This window comes from Prochlorococcus marinus str. MIT 0918, from assembly GCF_027359415.1.
Taxonomy (GTDB): Bacteria; Cyanobacteriota; Cyanobacteriia; order PCC-6307; family Cyanobiaceae; genus Prochlorococcus_E; species Prochlorococcus_E marinus_C.
In genome coordinates this window covers 1443422-1463704 of record NZ_CP114780.1, presented here as the reverse complement: position 1 = coordinate 1463704, position 20283 = coordinate 1443422, and the positions used below count along the sequence as shown (strand labels likewise).

The window sequence follows — 20283 nt, the reverse complement described above, 5'->3', positions numbered from 1 at the left end:
GCCTACAGGTTTTGAAAAAACTAGCCTCCTAGTGATAGTAGACAACGGAAGAAGAATGTAAATTTATGAACTCTGCATTCACTACAGAAGAAACAATCGCAGCAATCGCATCTGCAGTTGCCCCAGGACAGGGAGCAATTGCAATTATCAAAGTCTCGGGGCCATCATCTCAACAAGCCGTCAAAAGCATTGTGACCATCCCAGGAGAACAATTGTGGAAGAGTCATCGAATTTTATACGGACATGTAATAAACAAAAAGACTAAAAAAAAGATAGACGAAGTTTTAATCTTAATAATGGAAGGACCTCGAAGCTTTACTGGTGAAGACGTAGTAGAGATTCATTGTCATGGTGGTCTCATTGTTGTTCAACAAGTCCTTGATCTTTTACTTACACAAACCAATACACGAAGAGCTCTGCCTGGGGAATTTAGCCAGCGTGCAGTCCTAAATGGAAGGCTTAACCTTACTCAAGCCGAAGCAATCAATGACTTAATCAGTGCAAGAAGTGAAAAGGCAGCACAACTTGCCATAGCGGGTATTAATGGGGAAATTACTACTCAAATCAACTCATTAAGAGACAAACTTATTGATCAACTTAGTGAAATTGAAGCAAGAATTGACTTTGAGGATGATCTCCCCAATCTTGACGAACAAACTTTAATCGCAGAAGTAATATCCATAAAGGAAAACCTTTATAAGCTTATTTCTGATGCTAAGCAAGGTTCTTTCATAAATAATGGATTGAAAATTGCGCTTGTAGGAACCCCAAATGTCGGAAAAAGTTCACTGCTAAATCTTCTTAGTAAAAAGAAACGAGCTATAGTTACAGATTTACCAGGTACTACAAGAGATCTTTTGGAAAGTGAAATTGTACTAGAAGGAGTTCCTATCACATTATTAGATACTGCTGGCATTAGAGAAACACAAGATGCAATTGAACAAATCGGGATCTCTCTTAGCCAAAAAGCTTTAGTGGTAGCAGATGTAATTGTATTGATTTTTGATATCAGCCAAGGATGGACTAAAAATGATCAAAAACTTTTAAATGAAATCCCAAAAGGAACGCCAACACTCTTATTGGGCAATAAATCAGATATTCAAATTAAATCGACAATAGTAAAGCCTGATGCAACAATTAGTGCATTAACAGGAGAAGGTGAAAGTGAAATGATTGAAGCTCTATTAAAATTATGTGATGCCAACAAGATCGAAAGTCTTGAGATTGCATTAAACCAAAGACAACTGGACCTAGTTCAATTAGCCGCAAGTGCGTTAGAAAAAATTGAGACTGTAGCAGAGCAAAAACTACCCTGGGATTTTTGGACTATAGATTTACGAGAAGCGGTTTTCAGACTAGGTGAATTAACTGGTGAAGAAATAACCGAAGCAGTGCTTGATCGAATATTTTCAAAATTTTGTATTGGTAAATAAAAGAATCTATATTTAAATATTAAATTAGATTTTTATAGTATTACTTACGAAAACACTCAACTTTTCAAATCGAACACCTCGTCACTCTTACCTTTTCTTTTCTAAAATCTTGAATATACTTCCACCAACAATCAATCATCTTTTAGATATTTGGCTTAATGAAGATGTAGGTCGCGGAGACCTTACTCAGACAGCCATTAGCAATGACATTGTTAATGCACATTGGATAAGTAAACAAGAAGGGGTCTTTTGTGGCGGAGACATAGTTAAAACCCTATATAAACGTCTAGATCAAAATGTCAAAGTGGATTTAAAAAAAAAGGATGGGGAAAATTTTAAAATAGGAGAGAAAATCTTGGAGCTTCAAGGCCCTGTGTCTGTTCTATTGGCAGGTGAGCGTACATCTCTTAATCTTGCAATGCATCTCTCAGGAATAGCTACAAAAACACAAAGTCTCGTTTTCGAGCTGAAAGGGACTGGAGTTCGATTAGCAGACACAAGAAAAACAACTCCTGGACTCCGTCAATTAGAAAAATATGCCGTCAGATGTGGTGGTGGTTTAAATCATAGATTGGGGCTAGATGATGCAGCTATGCTAAAAGAAAATCATATCGCCTGGGGCAAGGGTATTAATCATTCCATTAAATGTCTTCGAGAATCAATTCCATGGACTACAAAAATTATTGTCGAGGCAGAAACAAAATCCCAAGCAAAAGAAGCTGTTATGTCAGGTGCTGATGGAGTACTTCTTGATGAGATGACTCCAGTAGAAATAGTTCATCTTGTTCCGCATTTGAGAAAATTAGCAGCACAAATTTCTAAAGAGATAGTGATAGAAGCCTCAGGGATTGACCCTTTAGAAATTAAAAACTATGCCTCTACAGGTGTTGATATTATTTCAAGCAGTGCTCCCATCACTAAAAGCACTTGGATAGATTTCAGCATGCGCTTCAATTCAAATACAATTAATTAATAATGCAAAGAGTTTTCCAATTATTAAAAAAAGAAATTGAAAATACAATCTTAAGTATTTTCCCTGAGACAAGATGCTCTGAAACAAAATCCGGCTTTATTTTAGACTCTCACATAGTGCCAGCATCCAAACCAGAGTTTGGAGATTTTCAAATTAATAGTGCACTTAGTTTAGCTAAGGTTATCAAACAACCTCCACGTCATATTGCCGAAGCAATTGTAAAAAAACTTGAGCAAAATCAGTCTTTCAATGATTTCTGTCTGCCAGCTCAAATAGCGGGGCCAGGTTTTATAAATCTAACAATTAAAAATAACTGTTTAGCCGATGAGATACAAACCCTACTTAAAGATAGTCATCTAGGAGTTCCTCGGGCAACCAGTGAAACATTAAAAAATACAGTAAAGCCTACAATTATTGATTTTTCCAGTCCAAACATTGCAAAAGAGATGCATGTTGGACATTTACGTTCAACAATTATTGGAGATTCAATTGCCCGTATTTTAAAATTTCGTGGCCATCCAGTTATTCGTTTAAACCATGTAGGAGATTGGGGAACGCAATTTGGAATGTTAATTACATACCTAAAATTAGTTGCTCCAGAAGCATTAAAAACAGCAAATGTAGTTGACCTTGGTGATTTAGTCGAATTTTATCGTCAAGCAAAAAAAAGGTTTGACGAAGACACTGATTTCAAAGCATCTTCGCGTAAAGAAGTAGTCAAATTACAAGCGGGGGATGAAGAAAGTCTAAGAGCTTGGAACTTATTATGTGAACAATCTCGTAAAGAATTTCAAATACTTTATAATCAGCTTGAAATCGATCTTAACGAAAGAGGCGAGTCTTTTTATAATCCTTATTTAGAACAAGTAGTTCTAGAACTAAAGCAATTAGACTTGTTAGTTAGTGATCAAGGCGCTCAATGCGTTTTTCTAGAGGGTATAACTTCAAAAAATGGTCGCCCCCTACCGCTAATTGTACAAAAATCTGATGGAGGTTTTAACTATGCCACAACAGACTTAGCAGCTATCCGTTATCGTTTTCAAGCCAAACCAAATGGAGATGGAGCAGACCGCATCATTTATGTAACGGATGCTGGCCAAGCTAACCATTTTTCAGGTGTATTCCAAGTTGCAGAGCGTGCAGGATGGATTCCAGAGTCTGGCCGCTTAGATCATGTTCCATTTGGTCTTGTCCAAGGAGAAGATGGAAAGAAATTAAAAACTCGTTCTGGTGATACAGTTCGCCTCAAAGACCTTTTGAACGAAGCAGTTAATCGTGCTAAGCAAGATGTAGAAAAGCGATATCAAGAAGAAGGACGAATAGAAAGTCCAGAATTTATAAATGAAGTCGCAACTAAAATTGGTATTGGAGCCGTAAAATATGCTGACCTTAGTCAAAACAGAATTACTAATTATCAATTTAGTTTTGATCGAATGCTCTCACTACAAGGGAATACTGCACCATATCTTTTATATGCTTTAGTTCGGATCAAAAGTATTTGTAAAAAATCAGGAGGGTTCAAATCTTCCAACCTTAACCTTGAATTTCATCAAGTTCAAGAGTGGAACCTCGTACGACAAATTTTGAAGTTTGATGATGTCATTATTGAGGTTGAAGAAGAGTTATTACCTAATCGTCTGTGCAGTTATTTATATGAATTAAGCCAGGTATTCAATCGTTTTTATGATCAAATACCTGTTTTAAAAGCGAAAGATCCTTCAAGATCTTGCCGTTTAATACTATGTCAACTGACTGGAGATATATTAAGTACAGGCTTAAATCTTCTAGGTATTTCAACTTTGGAGAGAATGTAGTGGAACCTAATACAGATTTCCCCTCTCAAAAGCCTCCTTTAGCATGTAGTGAAGTAGAGGGAATGCTTCCTTATTCAGCCCCTTTGGAAGGTCGGAGGCTCCTGCTACGTCTTGATTTTAATGAAAATACTATTGGCCCTAGCCCAAAAGTTATAGAAGCGATTAAAAACATCTCCTCAGAACAAATTTCTATTTATCCTGAATATGATGGTTTGCAAGAAGCAGTTTCTCAAAACCTCAACGCTTCAGGGCTAAGTCATTTACTTACTCCTAAAGAGGTAGGCCTCTTTAATGGCGTTGATGCTGCAATCCATTCAATTTTTTATGCTTATGGAGATAAAAAGAAAAAATTTCTCACAACACAACCAACTTTTGGTTACTACCAACCTTGTGCTTCGATGCAAGGAATGGAAACCATTCAAATTCCATATGAAGGCAACAGATTTTCTTTTCCTTTTAACAAAATCTACCAATCTTTAATCAAACATAACCCGAAGATATTAATTATATGCAACCCTAATAATCCAACAGGCACTCATTTATCTCCGACGAAAATTATTGAATTAGCGAAAATATCTCCTCAAACACTAATAGTCATTGATGAACTCTATGAAGCATTCTTAGGAAAGAGTGTCTTGTCAACAATCAATTTCAAGGCAGTCCCAAATATTGTTGTACTAAGGTCACTTTCCAAAACATCTGGACTTGCAGGATTGCGCATAGGGTTTGCCATAGCTCATCATGAAGTAATTGATCGTATTTATCGTGTCACTGGTCCTTATGATGTTAATAGCTTTGCGGTAACTGCAGCATTTGCAGCTCTTAAAGATCAAGCATACATCGATGATTACGTCGCAAAGGTACTCAAGGCTAGGGAATGGATAAAAGATCAATTAGAAAGTCACAATATAAAGCATCATCTAGAAGCCGGTAATTATTTCTTGCTTTGGCCAAACAGATCAGTTAATAGCGTAGAATCATCTCTAAAATCATCAGGGATACTAGTCAGAAGCATGGCAAACAAACCGCTTCTTAATGGTTCTCTGCGTGTCAGTATTGGAACGACTAGTCAAATGAAAAGCTTTTGGAAAGCATATCTACAAGCAGACGATATTAAGGCATTAAATGAATAGTGGTCTTTTGAGGAAGACTCCTTGGAACACTATAGGTTTTACCAACATTACGAACTTCTATCCCTTTAGTAGCTTCTAAGAATGGCTTAATACCTGATTGATCACAGTTTTTAAGTGTTTTACCTCGAAGATATTGTACTGGTATAACAATTTTTGGATTCAATTCATTAATCACTGCTGCAGCTTCTTTAGCGTTATATACTTTAGCTCCACCTCCCACTCCGATAACCAAAATATCAGGGCGTCCTAAAAGTAACTTATCTTGATAGTTAATAGGGCCAGCAATACCTCCTAGATGTGTAATATTAACTCCTTGTTGTTGCCATTGCCAAAATGTACCATAACCAAAACGCCTTCCCCCTAAACGGTCATGCAATGCAGAGAAGCCTTCCAAACGTAAACGACCAATCCTATAAGAACCGGGTTTGACAAAAAATACACCTTTTTTATTCCAATGTCCTTCATCTGCCAACTCAGAACTTGCAAGAACAATATCTGCATGAACATTGGGCTCGGCTAAACCTTCCGCACACCCCACAGCTTTAAATGGATTTAATAAAACTGAATGTCCTCCTCCCTTAATTAATAATGAACTATGGCCAAAACTTGTAATTTCTAAAGCTTTCACAATACTTGGTAAAGTCAACGCTGTAGTTGTCATTACTAAGAAAGAACATACTGGCTTAAAAATGGATCGTAATAGCAAGAGTTTACCTATCATAAATCAAAAAAGAAAAAGAAATTTTAGGATTTTGCTAATCCTAAAAAGTTACTTAATAAGTGATGACCAGATTGTGTAAGAACACTTTCAGGGTGGAACTGAACTCCAAACAGATTCTGATATTTTCTATGTCGAATACCCATAATTGTGCCATCTTCAAGCCATGCAGTAACCTCAAGACATTGTGGTAATGATTTCTTTTCAGCTATTAAACTATGATATCTAGTTGCTACAAGTGGATCAGATATACCTTTGAAAATCCCTTGACCATTATGAAAAACTTTGGAAGTTTTTCCATGCATTAACTCATTAGCTCTTACAACTTTGCCACCAAAAGTTTGTGCAATTGCTTGATGCCCTAAACAAACACCAAGAATAGGCTTCAAGCCGGACAATTCACTCAAAATCTCTAAACAAATACCTGATTGATTCGGATCTCCTGGGCCAGGAGAAAGTACCACTGCATCAGGTGATAATGATTGTATTTCCATTAATGAGATTTCATCATTACGTTTCACCAAGATATCTTGAGCAACAGAGTATTTTGTCGATAACTCTCCAAAATACTGAACAAGGTTAAAAGTAAAACTATCGTAATTGTCAATAACTAAAAGCATAAAATCAATCCATGTTAAAAGCCAATTCTCTTTAAAAACGAGGGTGCAATCAAAAGAAGTGCTATGACAAAAGAAGCTACCGAAGCTACCAAAACAGATGCTGCAGCACAGTCTTTAGCTATACGAGCTAAAGGATGAAAACGTCTTCCAATTGCAAGGTCAACTACTGCTTCTATAGATGTATTTATTAATTCTAAGACTAAAACAGTTGCAATGGTAATAACTAAGATAGCTACATCGTGAATTGGCAATTCCAACCAAACAGCGAAAATACTAACTAATAAACCAATAACAATATGAATACGAAAGTTTCGTTGGCTCAAAAAAGCATATCCTAAACCTTGAGCCGCATATTTAAAGCTCGCTGGTAAATCTTTAGCAATCGCCCATGCACCTCGTCTTGAGATTTTCTCACGTTGAGTAGCTATATCTGAAACCTTATCAGCTTTATTTAAATTTGAATCAGATGTAATCATTGATCAAATGTAATACATGTTTCAAGCGTCGGTAAAAGCTTGGTATCAAGTAATTTTTCTTGAAGGCACAACATTTCTTTAAGTCTTTTTGAGGAAGGATGGTCCCATCCAAGCAAATGTAAGAAACCATGACTTACTAACCATCTTAATTCTGAAACGAAAGAATGCTCATGCAATTTTGCTTGTTGTTGCGCCATGTCTACTGAAACAATGATGTCACCCAACTCTACAAATTGATCATACGGAGAAATAATATTTTCATCAATCACAGGGAATGAAAGTACATCTGTGGGCTTATCAATATGACGCCATTGTGCATTCAATTTTTGAATGGAAAGGTTATCAGTAAATACCAAACCAATACTAAAATAATTATGTTCTCTAATTATCTTAGGGCCAATCACTGAAGGAATCTGACGTAAAGTCGTAATCCAATTTTTAAACTCCAAGGTCCAAAAATCAACGTTGATTAAACAGTCGACTCCTTTACTATCTTGTCCATCAGTAAAATTATCTAACTCGTAAGCCTTAAATGCTAGATCCACATCTAAAAAATCTTTTGAAATTAGTGGCTTAGTCATCAATATATTAGTGAGGGAATGATGGTCTTCCAAGAACAGCTATAAATACAATAAAAGCGATAAAACCAATAGCTGTAAAACCAAAATGAATTAGACTTTGGCCACCCTTTCTAACCATATTTTTCATGGCTAATTTAATAAAGCTTGGAGGTGGGGTTCTCTTATTAGAAGTTGTTTCAGAAGAATCGTGGTTCATTAAAATTTAATTATGAGTTTGATTGTTTTTAGTCTCAATTCCTTGTAAAAGGAGAGATTGAATAAATAAATCCAAATCCCCATTCATCACAGCTTCAACATCATTGGATTCTTTAGAAGTACGTAAATCCTTAACCATTTGATAAGGATGAAAAACATAATTTCTAATTTGATTACCCCATGCTGCTTCCACTATGTCACCTCTTATATCTGCAATTTCTGCAGCTCTTTGTTCTTGTGCAATAATCATCAATTTTGCCTTTAATAAAGCCATCGCCTTTTCCTTATTTTGAAGTTGAGATCTCTCTTGGGTACAACGAACAGCTAACCCAGTAGGGATATGAAGAATACGCACTGCTGTCTCAACTTTATTAACATTTTGTCCTCCAGCACCACCTGATCGACTCGTAGTTATTTCTAAATCCTTTTCAGGAATCTCTAGCTGAACATTATCATCTAATTGTGGCATAACTTCAACGCCTGCAAAGCTTGTCTGACGTTTTGCATTTGCATTAAAAGGTGAAATCCGAACCAAACGATGGGTTCCTTTCTCATTTTGCAAATAACCATAAGCATATCTGCCTTCTATCTCAATTGTTGCACTTTTGATACCGGCCTCTTCACCTTCGGAAAGTTCAGTAAGTTTTACTTTCATTCCATGCCCTTCTGCCCATCGAGTATACATACGTAATAACATCTGAGCCCAATCTTGAGCATCTGTGCCTCCAGCACCAGCATTTATAGCCAATACTGCTCCTTCTTTATCATAAGGACCACTTAACAAACGCTCCAATTCCCAAAGATCAAGTTCTGCTTGCAATTTATTCAGTCCAACTTTAGCCTCTCCCAGCATTTGCTCATCAGGTTCAAGATCATAGAGCTCTAAAGAAGCGTTAGCATCATCTATAGCACTATGCCATTGGGCTAATTTAGTTAATTGGTCCTTAACCTCATCAAGTTGGCGCATCTGTTTTTTCGCCTTCTGCTGATCAGTCCAAAATTCAGGTTGCGCAGCAATCTGCTCAAGATCTTGTTGAAGTGCATTTAAACGAGGTACGTCAAAGACAGTCTTGAGAATTCTTCAGACGCTTAGTTAAAACAGAAATTGTTTTCTTAAAATCAGTAAGATCTTGCACAAGTAAAAATAAAAAAACAACTATTAACTTTAAATTTTACCAACCATCCTTAGGATAAGCAGCAACCTATTGCTTAACTATGGCAAAAGTTGAAATCTACACCTGGCAATATTGTCCATTTTGTATTCGTGCAAAAGCTTTGCTTGATAGTAAAGGCATTCAATATGAAGAGCTCCCAATAGATGGGAACCAAGAAGCTCGCCAAAAAATGACCGAGAGAGCTAGTGGGCGCACAACAGTGCCTCAAATCTTCATTAATAATCAAGGAATTGGAGGGTGTGATGAACTTTATTCTCTTGAAGGCTCGAATGAATTAGATGCCCTAATTGAGCAGCATCAATAAATGCCATGAAACAATTATTTGTCCTTGATCCTATTGAGCTAATCAATCCTGCAAAAGATTCAACTGCAGCCTTGATAGAAGCAGCTCATAGAGCTTCTATTGAGGTTTGGGGATGCACCCCTGCAGACCTTCAAGCAATCGGAGCAAAAGCTAGAGTTGTAGCCAGAACTATTATCCCTGATCCATGGATAACTCTAGGAGAACCAGTGAATCTTGATTTAAATGCATTTGATTGCATTTGGATGCGCAAAGACCCTCCTGTTAATGAAGCTTTCTTATATGCAACTCATTTACTAGAAGTAGCAGAACGGGATGGAGTATTAGTTCTGAATAAACCTTCTTCCCTTAGAGCATGGAATGAAAAGCTTGGGGCACTAAGGTTCAGCAAATTAATGGCCCCTACATTGGTAGCAAGTAGGGTCAACGAATTAAAGGATTTTGCAAAAGAACAAGGCGAAGTAGTTTTAAAGCCTTTAGGTGGAAAAGGAGGTCAAGGTGTGATTCGAGTAGCTAATGCAGCAGAAGGCATTGATGCATTACTTGAACTAGTCACAACTCAAGAACAAATGCCTGTAATGATGCAAAAATTTCTTCCTAAAGTTACTGAAGGCGATAAACGAATTCTATTAGTCAATGGGGATCCATTTGGTGCGATAAACCGTAGACCAAAATACGGGGATTTTAGAAGTAATCTTGCTTTAGGAGGTAATGCTGAAGCTACAGAGCTAACAGTTCGAGAAAAGAACATTTGTGATGAATTAGGCCCTTCTCTTAAAAATGAAGGTCTATTTTTTGTAGGGATTGATGTAATTGGAGGAATGCTTAGTGAAATAAACGTCACAAGTCCAACAGGCATAAGAGAAGTCGAACGATTAATGAATATTCCTCTTGCCGATCAAGTAATTCAATGCCTATTAAAAGATATTGCTTGATTTTGTAACCCAAGATCAAATTGATTAGCTAACACAGCAAGTTTTAACCCCACTTCTTGTAATTCTCCCTCTACCGAAGAACCTTTAACTAATCCAGCCCCTGCAATTAAATGCAAATTTTTACCTTGGGTATATCCATATCTAATAGCAACTCGAAATTCGGCATTACCAGAATTATCTATCCAACCAATTGGAGCAGCGTAATATGCTCGATCAAATGGTTCAAGTGTTTGCAACCATTGCATTGACTTGCTTCTTGGAAAACCAGCTACAGCAGGGGTAGGGTGTAAAGTTTGAACTAAGTCAAGAGGGGTAAACCCTTGGGCTTTAGCTTTAATTGGTGTATGCAGATGAATCAAATGACCATGTCTGGCTACACGAGGGCATCTAAGTCGAATAGGAGATAATCCTTTTTTAACTAATTGGTTTTGAATTGAAGAAACTACTAATTCATGTTCTCTTAAATTTTTTTCAGATTTAAGCAAATCTTCACCGCTATCATCGCTACGTGCAGTTCCAGCCAAAGCATCGGTCTGTAAATTTCCTTGTTTCATACTAAGCAAGCGTTCCGGAGATGCTGCAAAGAATGATTCATCATTAGACCGCTTCCAAAGGAAGCGACAACTCCCTTTTTGCTTTTTTCTTAAATTCGAAAGTAATTCTATAGGGTCTAATGGATTCTTCAATAAAACTGATTGTCTAACTGCAAGTACTAATTTCTCAAGCTCACCAGACTCTACTAAATTAATTCCTGTTTTTAAAGCCAAACGATAATTTTTTTGCCAATCCTGAACAGTATTAATAGCAGTCCAACTTTTAATTTTTATAGAAGTTGAATTTACTAAAGATTCCAACAAGTTTTCACGCATCAACCAAATCTGCTCTACAAAATCCCTTATATCGGCTTCATGAGCAATCACAGAATTCAACCTGAGCCATCCACTCCCAGCCTGGGCAGTCAACTGCCATCTAGGCAAGACAGCCTGTACAGCAGGGGTTGCCTTAGCTACCCTTTTAGAATCAGTAGTTTGTTCAAAAAATGTAAATGCATACAAAATCCTTGGTTTCGCCTGGATTGGCACGTCAGGGGAAAGATCAACCAATCTTGTAAAAGTCTCATCACTGAATCTTTGAGCTAATTCAAACCTACGTTGGCCAATTAATTCAAAATTCTGACATTGTCCTGAGGCAGCAATAGAAATTCCAGGAGCTTGATCCCACAAAAAACCAAACTGATGTTGATTGCTAATTCTAGATAATTGCTTCAGCGGATCTATCAGATCAATTGGTAAAGCAAGGCTCAATAAACATTGATCAGGCCGCCTTAAATTCCAGCCTCGTAAAGAAGCTTGCAAAATTTCACTAAATGTCAAGCTGATCTTCATTCCTAATTAGGTAATGATAAAAGAGACTAATGAAATGTATAAACCGTAACCCAGCCTAGGAGGAGTAGATCAAAATCCTATGAAAGACAAAAATGCTGTTGCATCACTTCATTCTTCAAAAAAACAAAGAAGGCACTTATGGAAAAAAGCCATTAAATGGCCACTGTATTCAGTGGCCATTATGCCGGTATTATTAGCAGCAGGATGGACGATAGGAGCAAGAGAAGATTTACGGTTAGACCAATTACTTGGATTTCTAATAGCTTCTATTTTTCTTTTAATCTGGGAAAACTTAACTAATGATCTATTTGATTCAGCAACAGGAGTTGATGAATTTAAGTTCCACTCTGTCGTTACACTAACTGGAAAAAGACGATTAGTTCGAAACCTTGCCTATTTTGCACTTTTACTAGGATTGTTATTAATTCTAATTCTGGCACTAAGAAGTCATGTTGCTGTTTTTTTATTAGTAATAGGCAGTTGCGCCCTTGGTTATCTGTATCAAGGTCCTCCTTTTAGACTCGGATATCAAGGTTGGGGAGAACCTCTGTGTTGGATTGCATTTGGGCCCTTTGCTACAGCTTCAGCACTTTTAGTTATCTCAACTAACGCAAACGTAATCCCTTGGAGTACAGCGACTTTACTAGGAGGAGGGCCAGCTTTGGCAACTACATTAGTACTATTTTGTGCCAATTTTCATCAAGTGGTCGAGGATTCTGCACATGGCAAAAAGACATTATTAGTGCGCTTAGGGACTCATAGAGCTTCTGATTTAGTACCTTGGTTTGTAATACTAACTTTTGGATTGGAATTCATCCCAATCATTTATGGTCACTGGCCAATTACATCTTTATTAGGATTAATTGGATTGCCGCCTGCCATTAAATTAATTCGTTTACTTAAAAAGCACCACAACCATCCTGAAATGATTAGTGAAAGTAAGTTTTTAGCCTTACGTTTTCAAACATTAAATGGAATTGGATTAGGCATTGGGTTAGGAATTAATCCTTTCTTTGAGCAAGGGTTTTTAAGCTAAAATAAATGAATCTACAACTCAAATCTAAGCCCTTCTCATTCCCTTTAACTAAACCACTCCAAACTTCAACAGGAGTTATCAAAGAAAAAAAAGGCTGGTTAATTAAACTTCGAAATGACAGAGGGAGAATAGGCTGGGGAGAAATTTCCCCATTGCAAATATCAGAACTACAAATATGCGCAAGAATAATAAATAATCTAAGTACTACAACTTCTCGCGAAGCCTTAGAAAAAAAAATAAAAACATGGCCAGGCTCTCTTGGATTTGCCATTGGAGCTGCTTTAGCAGAAATAGATGGTTTAATCGGTAGCGAATCCAAACAAAATTGGCTAAAGGTCTCTTCATCTGCATTATTATTGCCTACTGATAAATCGCTAATATTAAGCACACTCGATTCATTTCTAGAAAAAAATCAACTGTTACAAAAAAGTCTTACTTATAAATGGAAAGTCACTAATTCTTCTAATAACTTCAACATTAATTTAGTAAAGCAAATACTTTTTCGAATACCTAAAAATTCACTGTTAAGGATAGATGCAAATGGTTCCTGGAATCGCAAGCAAGCTAAAGACTGGGCAGATCTATTACATAATGAGCCTAAACTTGAATGGCTAGAACAACCTCTTCCTTTTAATGATATTGAAGGGTTACAAGAATTAGCAAATCAAATACCTGTTGCTCTAGATGAATCACTAATACTCTACCCTTCATTAAGAAAAACTTGGAAGAATTGGCAAGTAAGACGGCCACTATTAGAAGGGGATCCAAGAGATTTGCTTGCCGAGCTAAGTACAAAAAATAGTTATAAAACAATCAGTACATGTTTTGAAACTGGAATTGGTCGACGTTGGGTAGAACATTTCGCAGCATTGCAGCAAAAAGGAGCTACTCCTACCCAGCCTGGGTTGGCTCCAGGCTGGTGTCCCAATGGACCACTTTTTTCCTATAACCCACAATTAGTGTGGGATGCTGCATGAACCAGCTAAAATCTATAAGCTGGACAGGGGAAGATCCTGAAGAATATATCAAGGAACTTGCTCAAGCAATTGACAAAGGCTGTTGGGTCGAATTGCGCTCGGGTAATAAACAACAAAGCATTCTTAAAGAAAACTTATTACCTCATGAACCAGGGATAATTATTCAAGGGGGGGGAACTAGTGGAAGATATCAATTATGTCTACATCCTTATAGACATCTAGATCAATCAGCATTAGCAACTGGTCAATGGTTGCAATCTATTTCGTTAGACCCAAAAAATTGTCAAATAGTAAATGGGCTGCCCATGTGCCATGTAAGTGGACTACTACCTTGGTGGAGAAGTCGATGCTGGGGTGCAAAATATATATCTATAAAGCCTGCAATAATGAATAACCCTTATGAACTAGAGGCCCAATCACTTAGTTTAATTGATCAGAACAAAAGTCCACTAATTACATCTTTAGTACCAACTCAACTCACTCGTCTCATTCAGCATCCTTCTGGAATTCGTTGGTTACAATTATTCTCCGTAATTTGGGTGGGAGGATCAGCTATTTCACAGCACATAGCCAAACAAGCCAGAATCCTAAATATTCGTTTAGCACCTTGTTATGGCACAACTGAGACAGCAGCTATGATTACCTCTCAAAATCCAGAGCATTTCTTATCTGGAAATAATCTTTTAGGCATACCTTTAAATGATATTCAATTGCGAATTGGAATTAATAATGCACTACAAATTCGAACAAAGAGGATAGCTAAATTTTTAACAGAAAATGGCGAGCTCAAATCGATTGCAAGTAACAATGGATGGTGGGAATCAGGAGATGCTGCAGAATTAGTTATTGATAATCAAATGCAACAACTCAAAATTCTTGGAAGAAGAGATACAGCTATAAATTCTGGTGGGGAAATTGTTTTCCCAGAACAATTACAAATCAAGCTTCTAGAAGCTGCTCAAAAAAAAAGCATTCCAATAGATTCCTTATTGCTTCTACCTATAAAAAATATGGAGTGGGGAGAACGAATAGTTGCACTTGTAAGATTCAATGCAGAAACAATCAACATTAGCCATCAACCATTTTTATCAAAATTGAAAAATATTACTAATGATTGGTTACCTTATGAAAAACCAATGAATTGGTTCAATTGCCCAGAATTATCAAGAAATAAATTAGGCAAATGGGAACTTCAAAAATGGCAAGCCTGGGTCAAGGCTAAAGAGAACTAATACCGTGGTTAACAGCAGCTGATTCTAACCAGAGATGAATCTTATTTGGCAACTCACACAAAGAACGTGTATCTGGATTGATCGACCGATGTCTTATTAAAGCAACTGCAACATTGGACCGATCTGATTGGAACTTGTATTGAACTTCAAAACTACTAATGTCTAATCTGACTGGACAAAGCTCAATAGCCAATTTTTCACTAATGCGAATGGGAGAAAAAAAATCCGCTTCACAATGAACAATTGGCAATGCAATCGATAAGTCTACTGCTAAATCTTTAGAGGATGGAAATATCTCAACTGCTTGAAGCCCATAGTTCTCAAGACTTTCTTCCCAAGCTTCATGACACCATCTAAGTAAATGGTGAAAATGAATTACCCCTGCAGCATCAGTATCACCAAACCGAACAGTACGCTGTAAATGCAAAAAATCTTCCCTCTTAATAGATTTCACAATAATCAGCGGTCAACAGAACCCATAATTACGTCTATTGAGCCAAGAATTGCCATAATGTCAGCCACTTTTGCACCCTTCAAAATATGAGGAAGGATTTGCAAATTATTTAGATCAGCAGCACGTATTTTAAATCGCCATGGAGTGACATCATTATTTCCTTGAATAAAGACACCTATTTCCCCTTTACCTGATTCTAAACGCGTATAAAGTTCACCTTGAGGAATTTTGAATGTTGGAGCAACTTTTTTAGCAACATATTGATAATCAAAACCTGCAAAAGGACTAGTTTTTCCTTCTTTCATTCGTGAAGCCTCAAGATTTTCTGTAGGGCCTCCAGGAATCATTTCACAAGCTTGTCGTAAAATTTTTAACGATTCACGCATTTCCTCAATTCTGACTCGATAGCGGGCATAACAATCACCTTCTTTTTCACAAGCAATTGCCCAATCAAAATCGTCATAACACTCATAATGATCAACTTTTCTTAAATCCCAAGCCACTCCAGATGCACGCAACATTGGTCCGGACAAACTCCAATTCAGTGCTTGATCTTTCGATATCGCACCTAAACCTTCAATACGACGTCTAAAAATTGGATTATTAGTAATTAGTTTTTCATATTCATCAATCTTTGGACCAAACCAATTGCAGAAATCTTGGCATTTTTCAAGCCAGCCCCATGGCAAATCAGCAGCAACACCACCAATGCGAAAATAATTATTATTAATTAATCTTTGACCGGTTGCAGCTTCCCAAAGGTCATAAATCATTTCTCGCTCTCTAAAAATATAGAAAAATGGTGTTTGGGCTCCCACATCTGCCAAAAACGGTCCTAACCAAAGCAGGTGATTTGCGATTCTATTTAATTCCAACATTAATACTCGAATGTAGCTAGCTCGCTTTGGAATAGATATATTTGCCAAGCGTTCTGGTGCATTTACCACAATTGCTTCATAAAACATCCCAGCCGCATAATCCATTCGACTTACATAAGGCACATACATTACATTTGTTCTATTTTCAGCAATTTTCTCCATGCCACGATGTAGATAACCAATGACTGGCTCACAATCAATTACATCCTCTCCATCAAGTGTGACTACTAAACGCAAAACACCGTGCATCGAAGGATGATGGGGGCCAAAATTAACCACCATTGGCTCCGTTCGCGTTTCAAGCTGCGACATGGTGCCAAACACATAAAGGGATACTTTAGATATTAGGTAGTTGTTATGAAAGAAGAATCAAAGGTTGTCACATCCAATTTCAAACACACACCTGTTTTGGCTAAAGAATTATTGGAAGCAATTAGCAAACTCCCCAATGTATTACTGGAAAAAGGCATGATGGTTGATGCAACTATTGGAGCTGGGGAGCATGCTGCCTTAGTACTTAAAAGTTTTCCAAGTTTTAACATTATTGGCTTAGATCAAGATCCAAATGCCATTGAAACAGCATCCAAACGACTTCTTTCCTTTGAATCCAGAGTAAAACTTATTTCATCTAATTTTGCTGATTTTATTCCCCAAGAAAAAGTTGCTTGTGTTTTTGCTGATTTAGGCGTAAGCAGTCCTCAAATCGATCATGCCAATAGAGGCTTCAGCTTTCGTTTTAATGGACCAATTGACATGCGAATGAATCCAAGCAAAGGCATGACAGCAAAAGAACTAATAGAACAATTAGATGAAAAATCTCTTGCTGATCTGATTTATAAATACGGAGAAGAAAAGTTTTCTAGACGAATAGCAAGAAAAATCAAAAATGACCTTTTAATGAAAGGTCCTTATGAAGGCACTACTGAACTTGCATATGCCATAGGAGGATGTTATCCAAATAAATTAAGGTATGGTCGCATTCATCCAGCAACAAAAACTTTTCAAGCACTACGCATTGCCATTAATAATGAAATAGAAGCTCTTGAGAAACTTTTAAAAACAGCTCCAAATTGGCTTTTACCTGGTGGAATCTTTGGTGTGATTAGCTTTCATTCTCTTGAAGATAGATTGGTTAAACACTCCTTTACAAAAGATGATCGACTTAGACGCCTCACTAAGAAGCCAATTATTGCAAGTGAAAATGAAAAAAACATTAATCCTAGAAGTAGAAGTGCAAAATTTCGAATCGCTATCAAAAAATAGACTCTTAACTAAGTTCTTAAATCCTTTACTACTTTCGAAATAGCTTCTACAGCTAATTCAACCTCATTCAAAGTTGTTTCTCGTCCTAAGCTAAGTCGGAGTGAAGCCTCAGCTTCTTTAATTGTTCTCCCAAGTGACATCAACACATGAGAAGGATATCCGTTGCTACACGCAGATCCACTGCTACAAGTAAGAACCAACCTTAGCTTTTTATGCAAGCGACTACCTTGAACTCCCAAAACAGTGAAATTCAAATTATTGGGTAATCGCTTATCCAAAGAACCATTTATTACTAAGTCAGGGATTTGTAGATTCAAACCTTTCCATAATTGATCACGAAGAAATCTCAAGTTTTGAACATTCATATCCATCTCTTCTATAGCTATTTCAGCTGCTTTAGCAAGACCTATTACTAAAGGAACTGGTACTGTTCCAGCCCTTAAACCATGTTCTTGATCTCCACCCCATTGCAAAGGTTGTAATGGGCAGTTATTACACATAATTAATAAACCAATACCTTTTGGACCATATATTTTATGACCACTAATACTTAATAAATCAACTCCTAATTTGTCAATCTCAATAGGTAAATTACCAAAGCATTGAGTATAATCACTATGAAATATTACTCCACGTATTTTACATAAAGAAGCAATTTCTTCAATAGGTTGCAAGACGCCTATTTCATTATTAGCAGCCATAATACTTACTAAAAATGTATCATCCTCAAAAGCGTCAATTAAAGTCTCTAGTGAAATAATTCCATTTAGATCAGGTATTAATTCGGTGACACGAAATCCTTCTTTCTTCAGTTGTCTCAATGGCTCAAGAACAGAGTGATGTTCAGTTGAAAGTGTTATGACATGCCCAGGACGTCCCTTTTCATATAATTGAGCTCTGGCATGGCCAAGCAATGCCAAATTATTAGCTTCTGTAGCACCACTGGTAAAAATCAACCTTTCTGGAGAAATTTTAAAAAAAGAGGCCAATTGTTCTCGCGCAATGCTTATTGATGCTGAAGCATTAAGGCCTAAACTATTTTGGCGATTAGATGGGTTACCCCAAAACTCATTCCAAAAAGGATTCATAGCTTCTACAACCCTTGGGGAGCAAGGTGTTGTGGATTGATAATCAAAAGCCAGTGGAGATGTCTTCATGAACCAATTTCGTGAAAGTCATCAAAAGAGCAATATCCTTAAAGATATTGATTAAAACTTTTTACCACCGTAATATTCAATTTCATGAGTGATCAACAACAATCAACTCTAGAAGATCAGCCAAAAGCTCGGGTTTTATTAGTTGACGATGAGCCAGGCATTAGGAATGCTGTCCAGGCTTATCTAAACGATGAAGGTTTTGATGTATCAACAGCCGTAGATGGTGAAGATGGACTTCAAAAAGCTCAACAAATACTTCCAGATGTAGTCATTACTGATGTAATGATGCCTAGGTGCGATGGCTACGAACTACTCAAGAAAATACGAGAGGATGAAAGGCTTGGAGGGACCCCAGTTATTTTTTTAACTGCGAAAGGAATGACCATAGACCGTACTCAGGGTTATCAAGCAGGGGTGGATGACTACATACCCAAACCATTTGACCCAGATGAATTAGTTGCAAGAGTTAAGAATGTTGTCAAAAGGCAAGAAAGGTTACTTGCAGAAGCAGCTCGATTCGCAGATACAGATGTTGGGCAAATGGCTAAGCAGATTACAGAAATAAAATCAATGCTTACTCAAAGTGATACAAATGCAACAAGGAAAGACATTGTTATTCCTAGCTTTACCCCTCGTGAGGCTAGTGTTCTGCAACTAGTAGCAGAGGGATTAATGAATAAAGAAATAGCAAGACAACTAGAAACTTCCATCCGCAATGTAGAAAAGTATGTAAGTCGCTTGTTTATTAAGACTGGAACCTCAAGCAGAACTGAACTCGTTAGATATGCACTTGAAAACCACCTTGTCACTTAAAAAAACTCTCACCAAACTAATCTCTACAAAATTCAATTAATTGAGAGAAATAAAAAGGTGCTTGATTCAATTTTCTTCGTTTTAGCTTAAAACCAGATTGCAAAGCAGCATTAACAATACCTTTTTCCCTCAAAATATAAGCACGTGTAGTCTTACTTGGACCAGGGAAAAATTGGCCAATTTTTTTCAATAAAGCTAATAAAGGGGTATAAGGAGCAAAGCTAACAATCAATCTTTTTTCACTTAAATTACATAAATGTCGAACCATTTCTTCAGCCGCTTTTTGAGGGTAATGAATAAATACATCTAAGCAAATAACTGTATGAAATGATCCAGTCAAACTCTCAAGATCAGAAGTATTAAAAGTCATTCTTCTCATATCCAATCCCTGTGACTCAGCTCGCCGCTTCGTCTCTAAAACCATTGCTTCGGAAATATCACTAGCAGCAATCGAACCTGCGCCCAAAGCGACTAGTGGTAAACAAAGACTACCAACTCCACAACCTGCGTCACAAAAACTTGTTTCATTAATCCCTCCTGTCTCTTTAATCCAAGAAAGAACATCATCCACAGTTTTTTGATGCCCTATTCGAATATTACGTTGAACCTTATTCACTTCTTCACTATTGCTATAAATTCGATTCCAACGTTCAAAACCAGTCCCGTTGAAATAAGTAACTACCTCAGCCTTTTCTGACTGCTTCAGTTGTTGCAATCCTTCTTCAACCATGAGA

General features: G+C 37.0%; 22 protein-coding genes. 11 read left to right on the top strand and 11 right to left on the bottom strand.

Annotated features, from left to right (window positions below):
- Positions 1–65: 65 nt before the first annotated feature.
- The 4 genes from mnmE to O5636_RS07900 all read left to right on the top strand — a co-directional run bounded on the left by mnmE (position 66) and on the right by O5636_RS07900 (position 5353).
- The gene (mnmE, locus tag O5636_RS07915; RefSeq protein ID WP_269622263.1) at positions 66–1433 is read left to right on the top strand and encodes a tRNA uridine-5-carboxymethylaminomethyl(34) synthesis GTPase MnmE; all 1368 of its coding nucleotides are present in this window, start codon (positions 66–68) and stop codon (positions 1431–1433) included.
- 109 nt (positions 1434–1542) lie between these two features.
- Positions 1543–2406 carry a carboxylating nicotinate-nucleotide diphosphorylase gene (gene nadC / locus O5636_RS07910; protein ID WP_269622262.1) on the top strand — a complete coding sequence of 288 codons (864 nt, stop codon included), beginning with the start codon at positions 1543–1545 and terminating at the stop codon, positions 2404–2406.
- A gap of 2 nt (positions 2407–2408) precedes the next feature.
- Positions 2409–4220, top strand: a complete 1812-nt coding sequence (gene argS, locus O5636_RS07905) for an arginine--tRNA ligase (protein WP_269622261.1) — start codon at positions 2409–2411, stop codon at positions 4218–4220.
- Positions 4220–5353 (top strand): pyridoxal phosphate-dependent aminotransferase, encoded by a 1134-nt coding sequence (locus tag O5636_RS07900; RefSeq protein WP_420063763.1) that lies wholly within the window; start codon positions 4220–4222, stop codon positions 5351–5353. The genes argS and O5636_RS07900 overlap by 1 nt, the downstream gene beginning before the upstream one ends.
- Here O5636_RS07900 and O5636_RS07895 read toward each other — a convergent pair.
- The 6 genes from O5636_RS07895 to prfB form a co-directional block, all read right to left on the bottom strand.
- Complete coding sequence (locus O5636_RS07895; protein ID WP_269622260.1) at positions 5334–6014, bottom strand: MBL fold metallo-hydrolase; 681 nt, start codon at positions 6012–6014, stop codon at positions 5334–5336. The genes O5636_RS07900 and O5636_RS07895 overlap by 20 nt on opposite strands.
- Positions 6015–6097: 83 nt before the next feature.
- Positions 6098–6691, bottom strand: a complete 594-nt coding sequence (locus O5636_RS07890; protein ID WP_269622259.1) for an anthranilate synthase component II — start codon at positions 6689–6691, stop codon at positions 6098–6100.
- A 14-nt stretch (positions 6692–6705) separates the two neighbouring features.
- Positions 6706–7167: a diacylglycerol kinase family protein gene (locus tag O5636_RS07885; protein WP_269622258.1), complete on the bottom strand. Its 462-nt coding sequence runs from the start codon at positions 7165–7167 to the stop codon at positions 6706–6708.
- Entirely contained in the window at positions 7164–7748 is a 585-nt protein-coding gene (gene ybeY, locus O5636_RS07880) for an rRNA maturation RNase YbeY (RefSeq protein ID WP_269622257.1), read from the bottom strand. Before ybeY ends, O5636_RS07885 begins: the two co-directional genes overlap by 4 nt.
- 7 nt (positions 7749–7755) lie before the next feature.
- Entirely contained in the window at positions 7756–7944 is a 189-nt protein-coding gene (locus O5636_RS07875) for a DUF3285 domain-containing protein (RefSeq protein ID WP_269622256.1), read from the bottom strand.
- 6 nt (positions 7945–7950) lie between these two features.
- Positions 7951–9079, bottom strand: a protein-coding gene (gene prfB / locus O5636_RS07870) for a peptide chain release factor 2 (RefSeq protein ID WP_269622255.1) whose coding sequence is annotated in 2 segments (ribosomal slippage) — positions 7951–9003 and positions 9005–9079 — 1128 coding nt in all. Because the reading frame shifts where the segments join, the coding sequence is not laid out codon by codon here.
- Between the two features lie 79 nt (positions 9080–9158).
- On the opposite strand from prfB, the gene grxC reads away from it, so the two are divergent.
- The gene (grxC, locus tag O5636_RS07865) at positions 9159–9422 is read left to right on the top strand and encodes a glutaredoxin 3 (protein WP_269622254.1); all 264 of its coding nucleotides are present in this window, start codon (positions 9159–9161) and stop codon (positions 9420–9422) included.
- A 5-nt stretch (positions 9423–9427) separates the two neighbouring features.
- Positions 9428–10354 (top strand): glutathione synthase, encoded by a 927-nt coding sequence (gshB, locus tag O5636_RS07860; RefSeq protein WP_269622253.1) that lies wholly within the window; start codon positions 9428–9430, stop codon positions 10352–10354.
- Here the strand turns inward: gshB and O5636_RS07855 are convergent.
- Positions 10327–11739 carry an isochorismate synthase gene (locus O5636_RS07855; protein ID WP_269622252.1) on the bottom strand — a complete coding sequence of 471 codons (1413 nt, stop codon included), beginning with the start codon at positions 11737–11739 and terminating at the stop codon, positions 10327–10329. The genes gshB and O5636_RS07855 overlap by 28 nt on opposite strands.
- A 79-nt stretch (positions 11740–11818) precedes the next feature.
- On the opposite strand from O5636_RS07855, the gene menA reads away from it, so the two are divergent.
- The 3 genes from menA to O5636_RS07840 are packed head-to-tail and all read left to right on the top strand — an operon-like array spanning position 11819 to position 14984.
- A complete protein-coding gene (menA, locus tag O5636_RS07850) occupies positions 11819–12775 on the top strand; it encodes a 2-carboxy-1,4-naphthoquinone phytyltransferase (RefSeq protein ID WP_269622251.1) in 957 nt (318 codons plus the stop codon).
- A gap of 5 nt (positions 12776–12780) precedes the next feature.
- Positions 12781–13752 (top strand): o-succinylbenzoate synthase, encoded by a 972-nt coding sequence (locus tag O5636_RS07845; RefSeq protein WP_269622250.1) that lies wholly within the window; start codon positions 12781–12783, stop codon positions 13750–13752.
- On the top strand, positions 13749–14984 hold the full coding sequence (locus O5636_RS07840; protein ID WP_269622249.1) for an AMP-binding protein: 1236 nt from the start codon (positions 13749–13751) through the stop codon (positions 14982–14984). Before O5636_RS07845 ends, O5636_RS07840 begins: the two co-directional genes overlap by 4 nt.
- Here O5636_RS07840 and O5636_RS07835 read toward each other — a convergent pair.
- Both O5636_RS07835 and O5636_RS07830 read right to left on the bottom strand, forming a co-directional pair.
- Complete coding sequence (locus O5636_RS07835) at positions 14971–15438, bottom strand: acyl-CoA thioesterase (protein ID WP_420063762.1); 468 nt, start codon at positions 15436–15438, stop codon at positions 14971–14973. The genes O5636_RS07840 and O5636_RS07835 overlap by 14 nt on opposite strands.
- 5 nt (positions 15439–15443) lie before the next feature.
- Positions 15444–16628: an NAD(P)H-quinone oxidoreductase subunit H gene (locus O5636_RS07830; protein ID WP_269622248.1), complete on the bottom strand. Its 1185-nt coding sequence runs from the start codon at positions 16626–16628 to the stop codon at positions 15444–15446.
- A 45-nt stretch (positions 16629–16673) separates the two neighbouring features.
- Here O5636_RS07830 and rsmH point away from each other — a divergent pair, with 45 nt between their 5' ends.
- Positions 16674–17579: a 16S rRNA (cytosine(1402)-N(4))-methyltransferase RsmH gene (gene rsmH, locus O5636_RS07825; RefSeq protein WP_269622247.1), complete on the top strand. Its 906-nt coding sequence runs from the start codon at positions 16674–16676 to the stop codon at positions 17577–17579.
- 8 nt (positions 17580–17587) lie between these two features.
- Here rsmH and O5636_RS07820 read toward each other — a convergent pair whose 3' ends face one another.
- On the bottom strand, positions 17588–18736 hold the full coding sequence (locus O5636_RS07820) for a cysteine desulfurase family protein (protein ID WP_269622246.1): 1149 nt from the start codon (positions 18734–18736) through the stop codon (positions 17588–17590).
- 84 nt (positions 18737–18820) lie between these two features.
- Here O5636_RS07820 and O5636_RS07815 point away from each other — a divergent pair, with 84 nt between their 5' ends.
- Entirely contained in the window at positions 18821–19549 is a 729-nt protein-coding gene (locus O5636_RS07815; protein WP_269622245.1) for a response regulator transcription factor, read from the top strand.
- Positions 19550–19565: 16 nt separating this feature from the next.
- On the opposite strand, the gene bchM is transcribed toward O5636_RS07815, so the two are convergent.
- On the bottom strand, positions 19566–20279 hold the full coding sequence (bchM, locus tag O5636_RS07810) for a magnesium protoporphyrin IX methyltransferase (RefSeq protein WP_269622243.1): 714 nt from the start codon (positions 20277–20279) through the stop codon (positions 19566–19568).
- Between the last annotated feature and the right edge of the window lie 4 nt (positions 20280–20283).

Excerpts from the sequence above, each read along its gene's own strand:
- mnmE (WP_269622263.1), top strand. The coding sequence starts at position 66 with ATGAACTCTGCATTCACTACAGAAGAAACAATCGCAGCAATCGCATCT.
- argS (WP_269622261.1), top strand. The coding sequence starts at position 2,409 with ATGCAAAGAGTTTTCCAATTATTAAAAAAAGAAATTGAAAATACAATC.
- O5636_RS07895 (WP_269622260.1), bottom strand. The coding sequence starts at position 6,014 with ATGACAACTACAGCGTTGACTTTACCAAGTATTGTGAAAGCTTTAGAA.
- O5636_RS07890 (WP_269622259.1), bottom strand. The coding sequence starts at position 6,691 with ATGCTTTTAGTTATTGACAATTACGATAGTTTTACTTTTAACCTTGTT.
- O5636_RS07885 (WP_269622258.1), bottom strand. The coding sequence starts at position 7,167 with ATGATTACATCTGATTCAAATTTAAATAAAGCTGATAAGGTTTCAGAT.
- ybeY (WP_269622257.1), bottom strand. The coding sequence starts at position 7,748 with ATGACTAAGCCACTAATTTCAAAAGATTTTTTAGATGTGGATCTAGCA.
- O5636_RS07875 (WP_269622256.1), bottom strand. The coding sequence starts at position 7,944 with ATGAACCACGATTCTTCTGAAACAACTTCTAATAAGAGAACCCCACCT.
- grxC (WP_269622254.1), top strand. The coding sequence starts at position 9,159 with ATGGCAAAAGTTGAAATCTACACCTGGCAATATTGTCCATTTTGTATT.
- gshB (WP_269622253.1), top strand. The coding sequence starts at position 9,428 with ATGAAACAATTATTTGTCCTTGATCCTATTGAGCTAATCAATCCTGCA.
- O5636_RS07855 (WP_269622252.1), bottom strand. The coding sequence starts at position 11,739 with ATGAAGATCAGCTTGACATTTAGTGAAATTTTGCAAGCTTCTTTACGA.
- menA (WP_269622251.1), top strand. The coding sequence starts at position 11,819 with ATGAAAGACAAAAATGCTGTTGCATCACTTCATTCTTCAAAAAAACAA.
- O5636_RS07845 (WP_269622250.1), top strand. The coding sequence starts at position 12,781 with ATGAATCTACAACTCAAATCTAAGCCCTTCTCATTCCCTTTAACTAAA.
- O5636_RS07840 (WP_269622249.1), top strand. The coding sequence starts at position 13,749 with ATGAACCAGCTAAAATCTATAAGCTGGACAGGGGAAGATCCTGAAGAA.
- O5636_RS07830 (WP_269622248.1), bottom strand. The coding sequence starts at position 16,628 with ATGTCGCAGCTTGAAACGCGAACGGAGCCAATGGTGGTTAATTTTGGC.
- rsmH (WP_269622247.1), top strand. The coding sequence starts at position 16,674 with ATGAAAGAAGAATCAAAGGTTGTCACATCCAATTTCAAACACACACCT.
- O5636_RS07820 (WP_269622246.1), bottom strand. The coding sequence starts at position 18,736 with ATGAAGACATCTCCACTGGCTTTTGATTATCAATCCACAACACCTTGC.
- O5636_RS07815 (WP_269622245.1), top strand. The coding sequence starts at position 18,821 with ATGAGTGATCAACAACAATCAACTCTAGAAGATCAGCCAAAAGCTCGG.
- bchM (WP_269622243.1), bottom strand. The coding sequence starts at position 20,279 with ATGGTTGAAGAAGGATTGCAACAACTGAAGCAGTCAGAAAAGGCTGAG.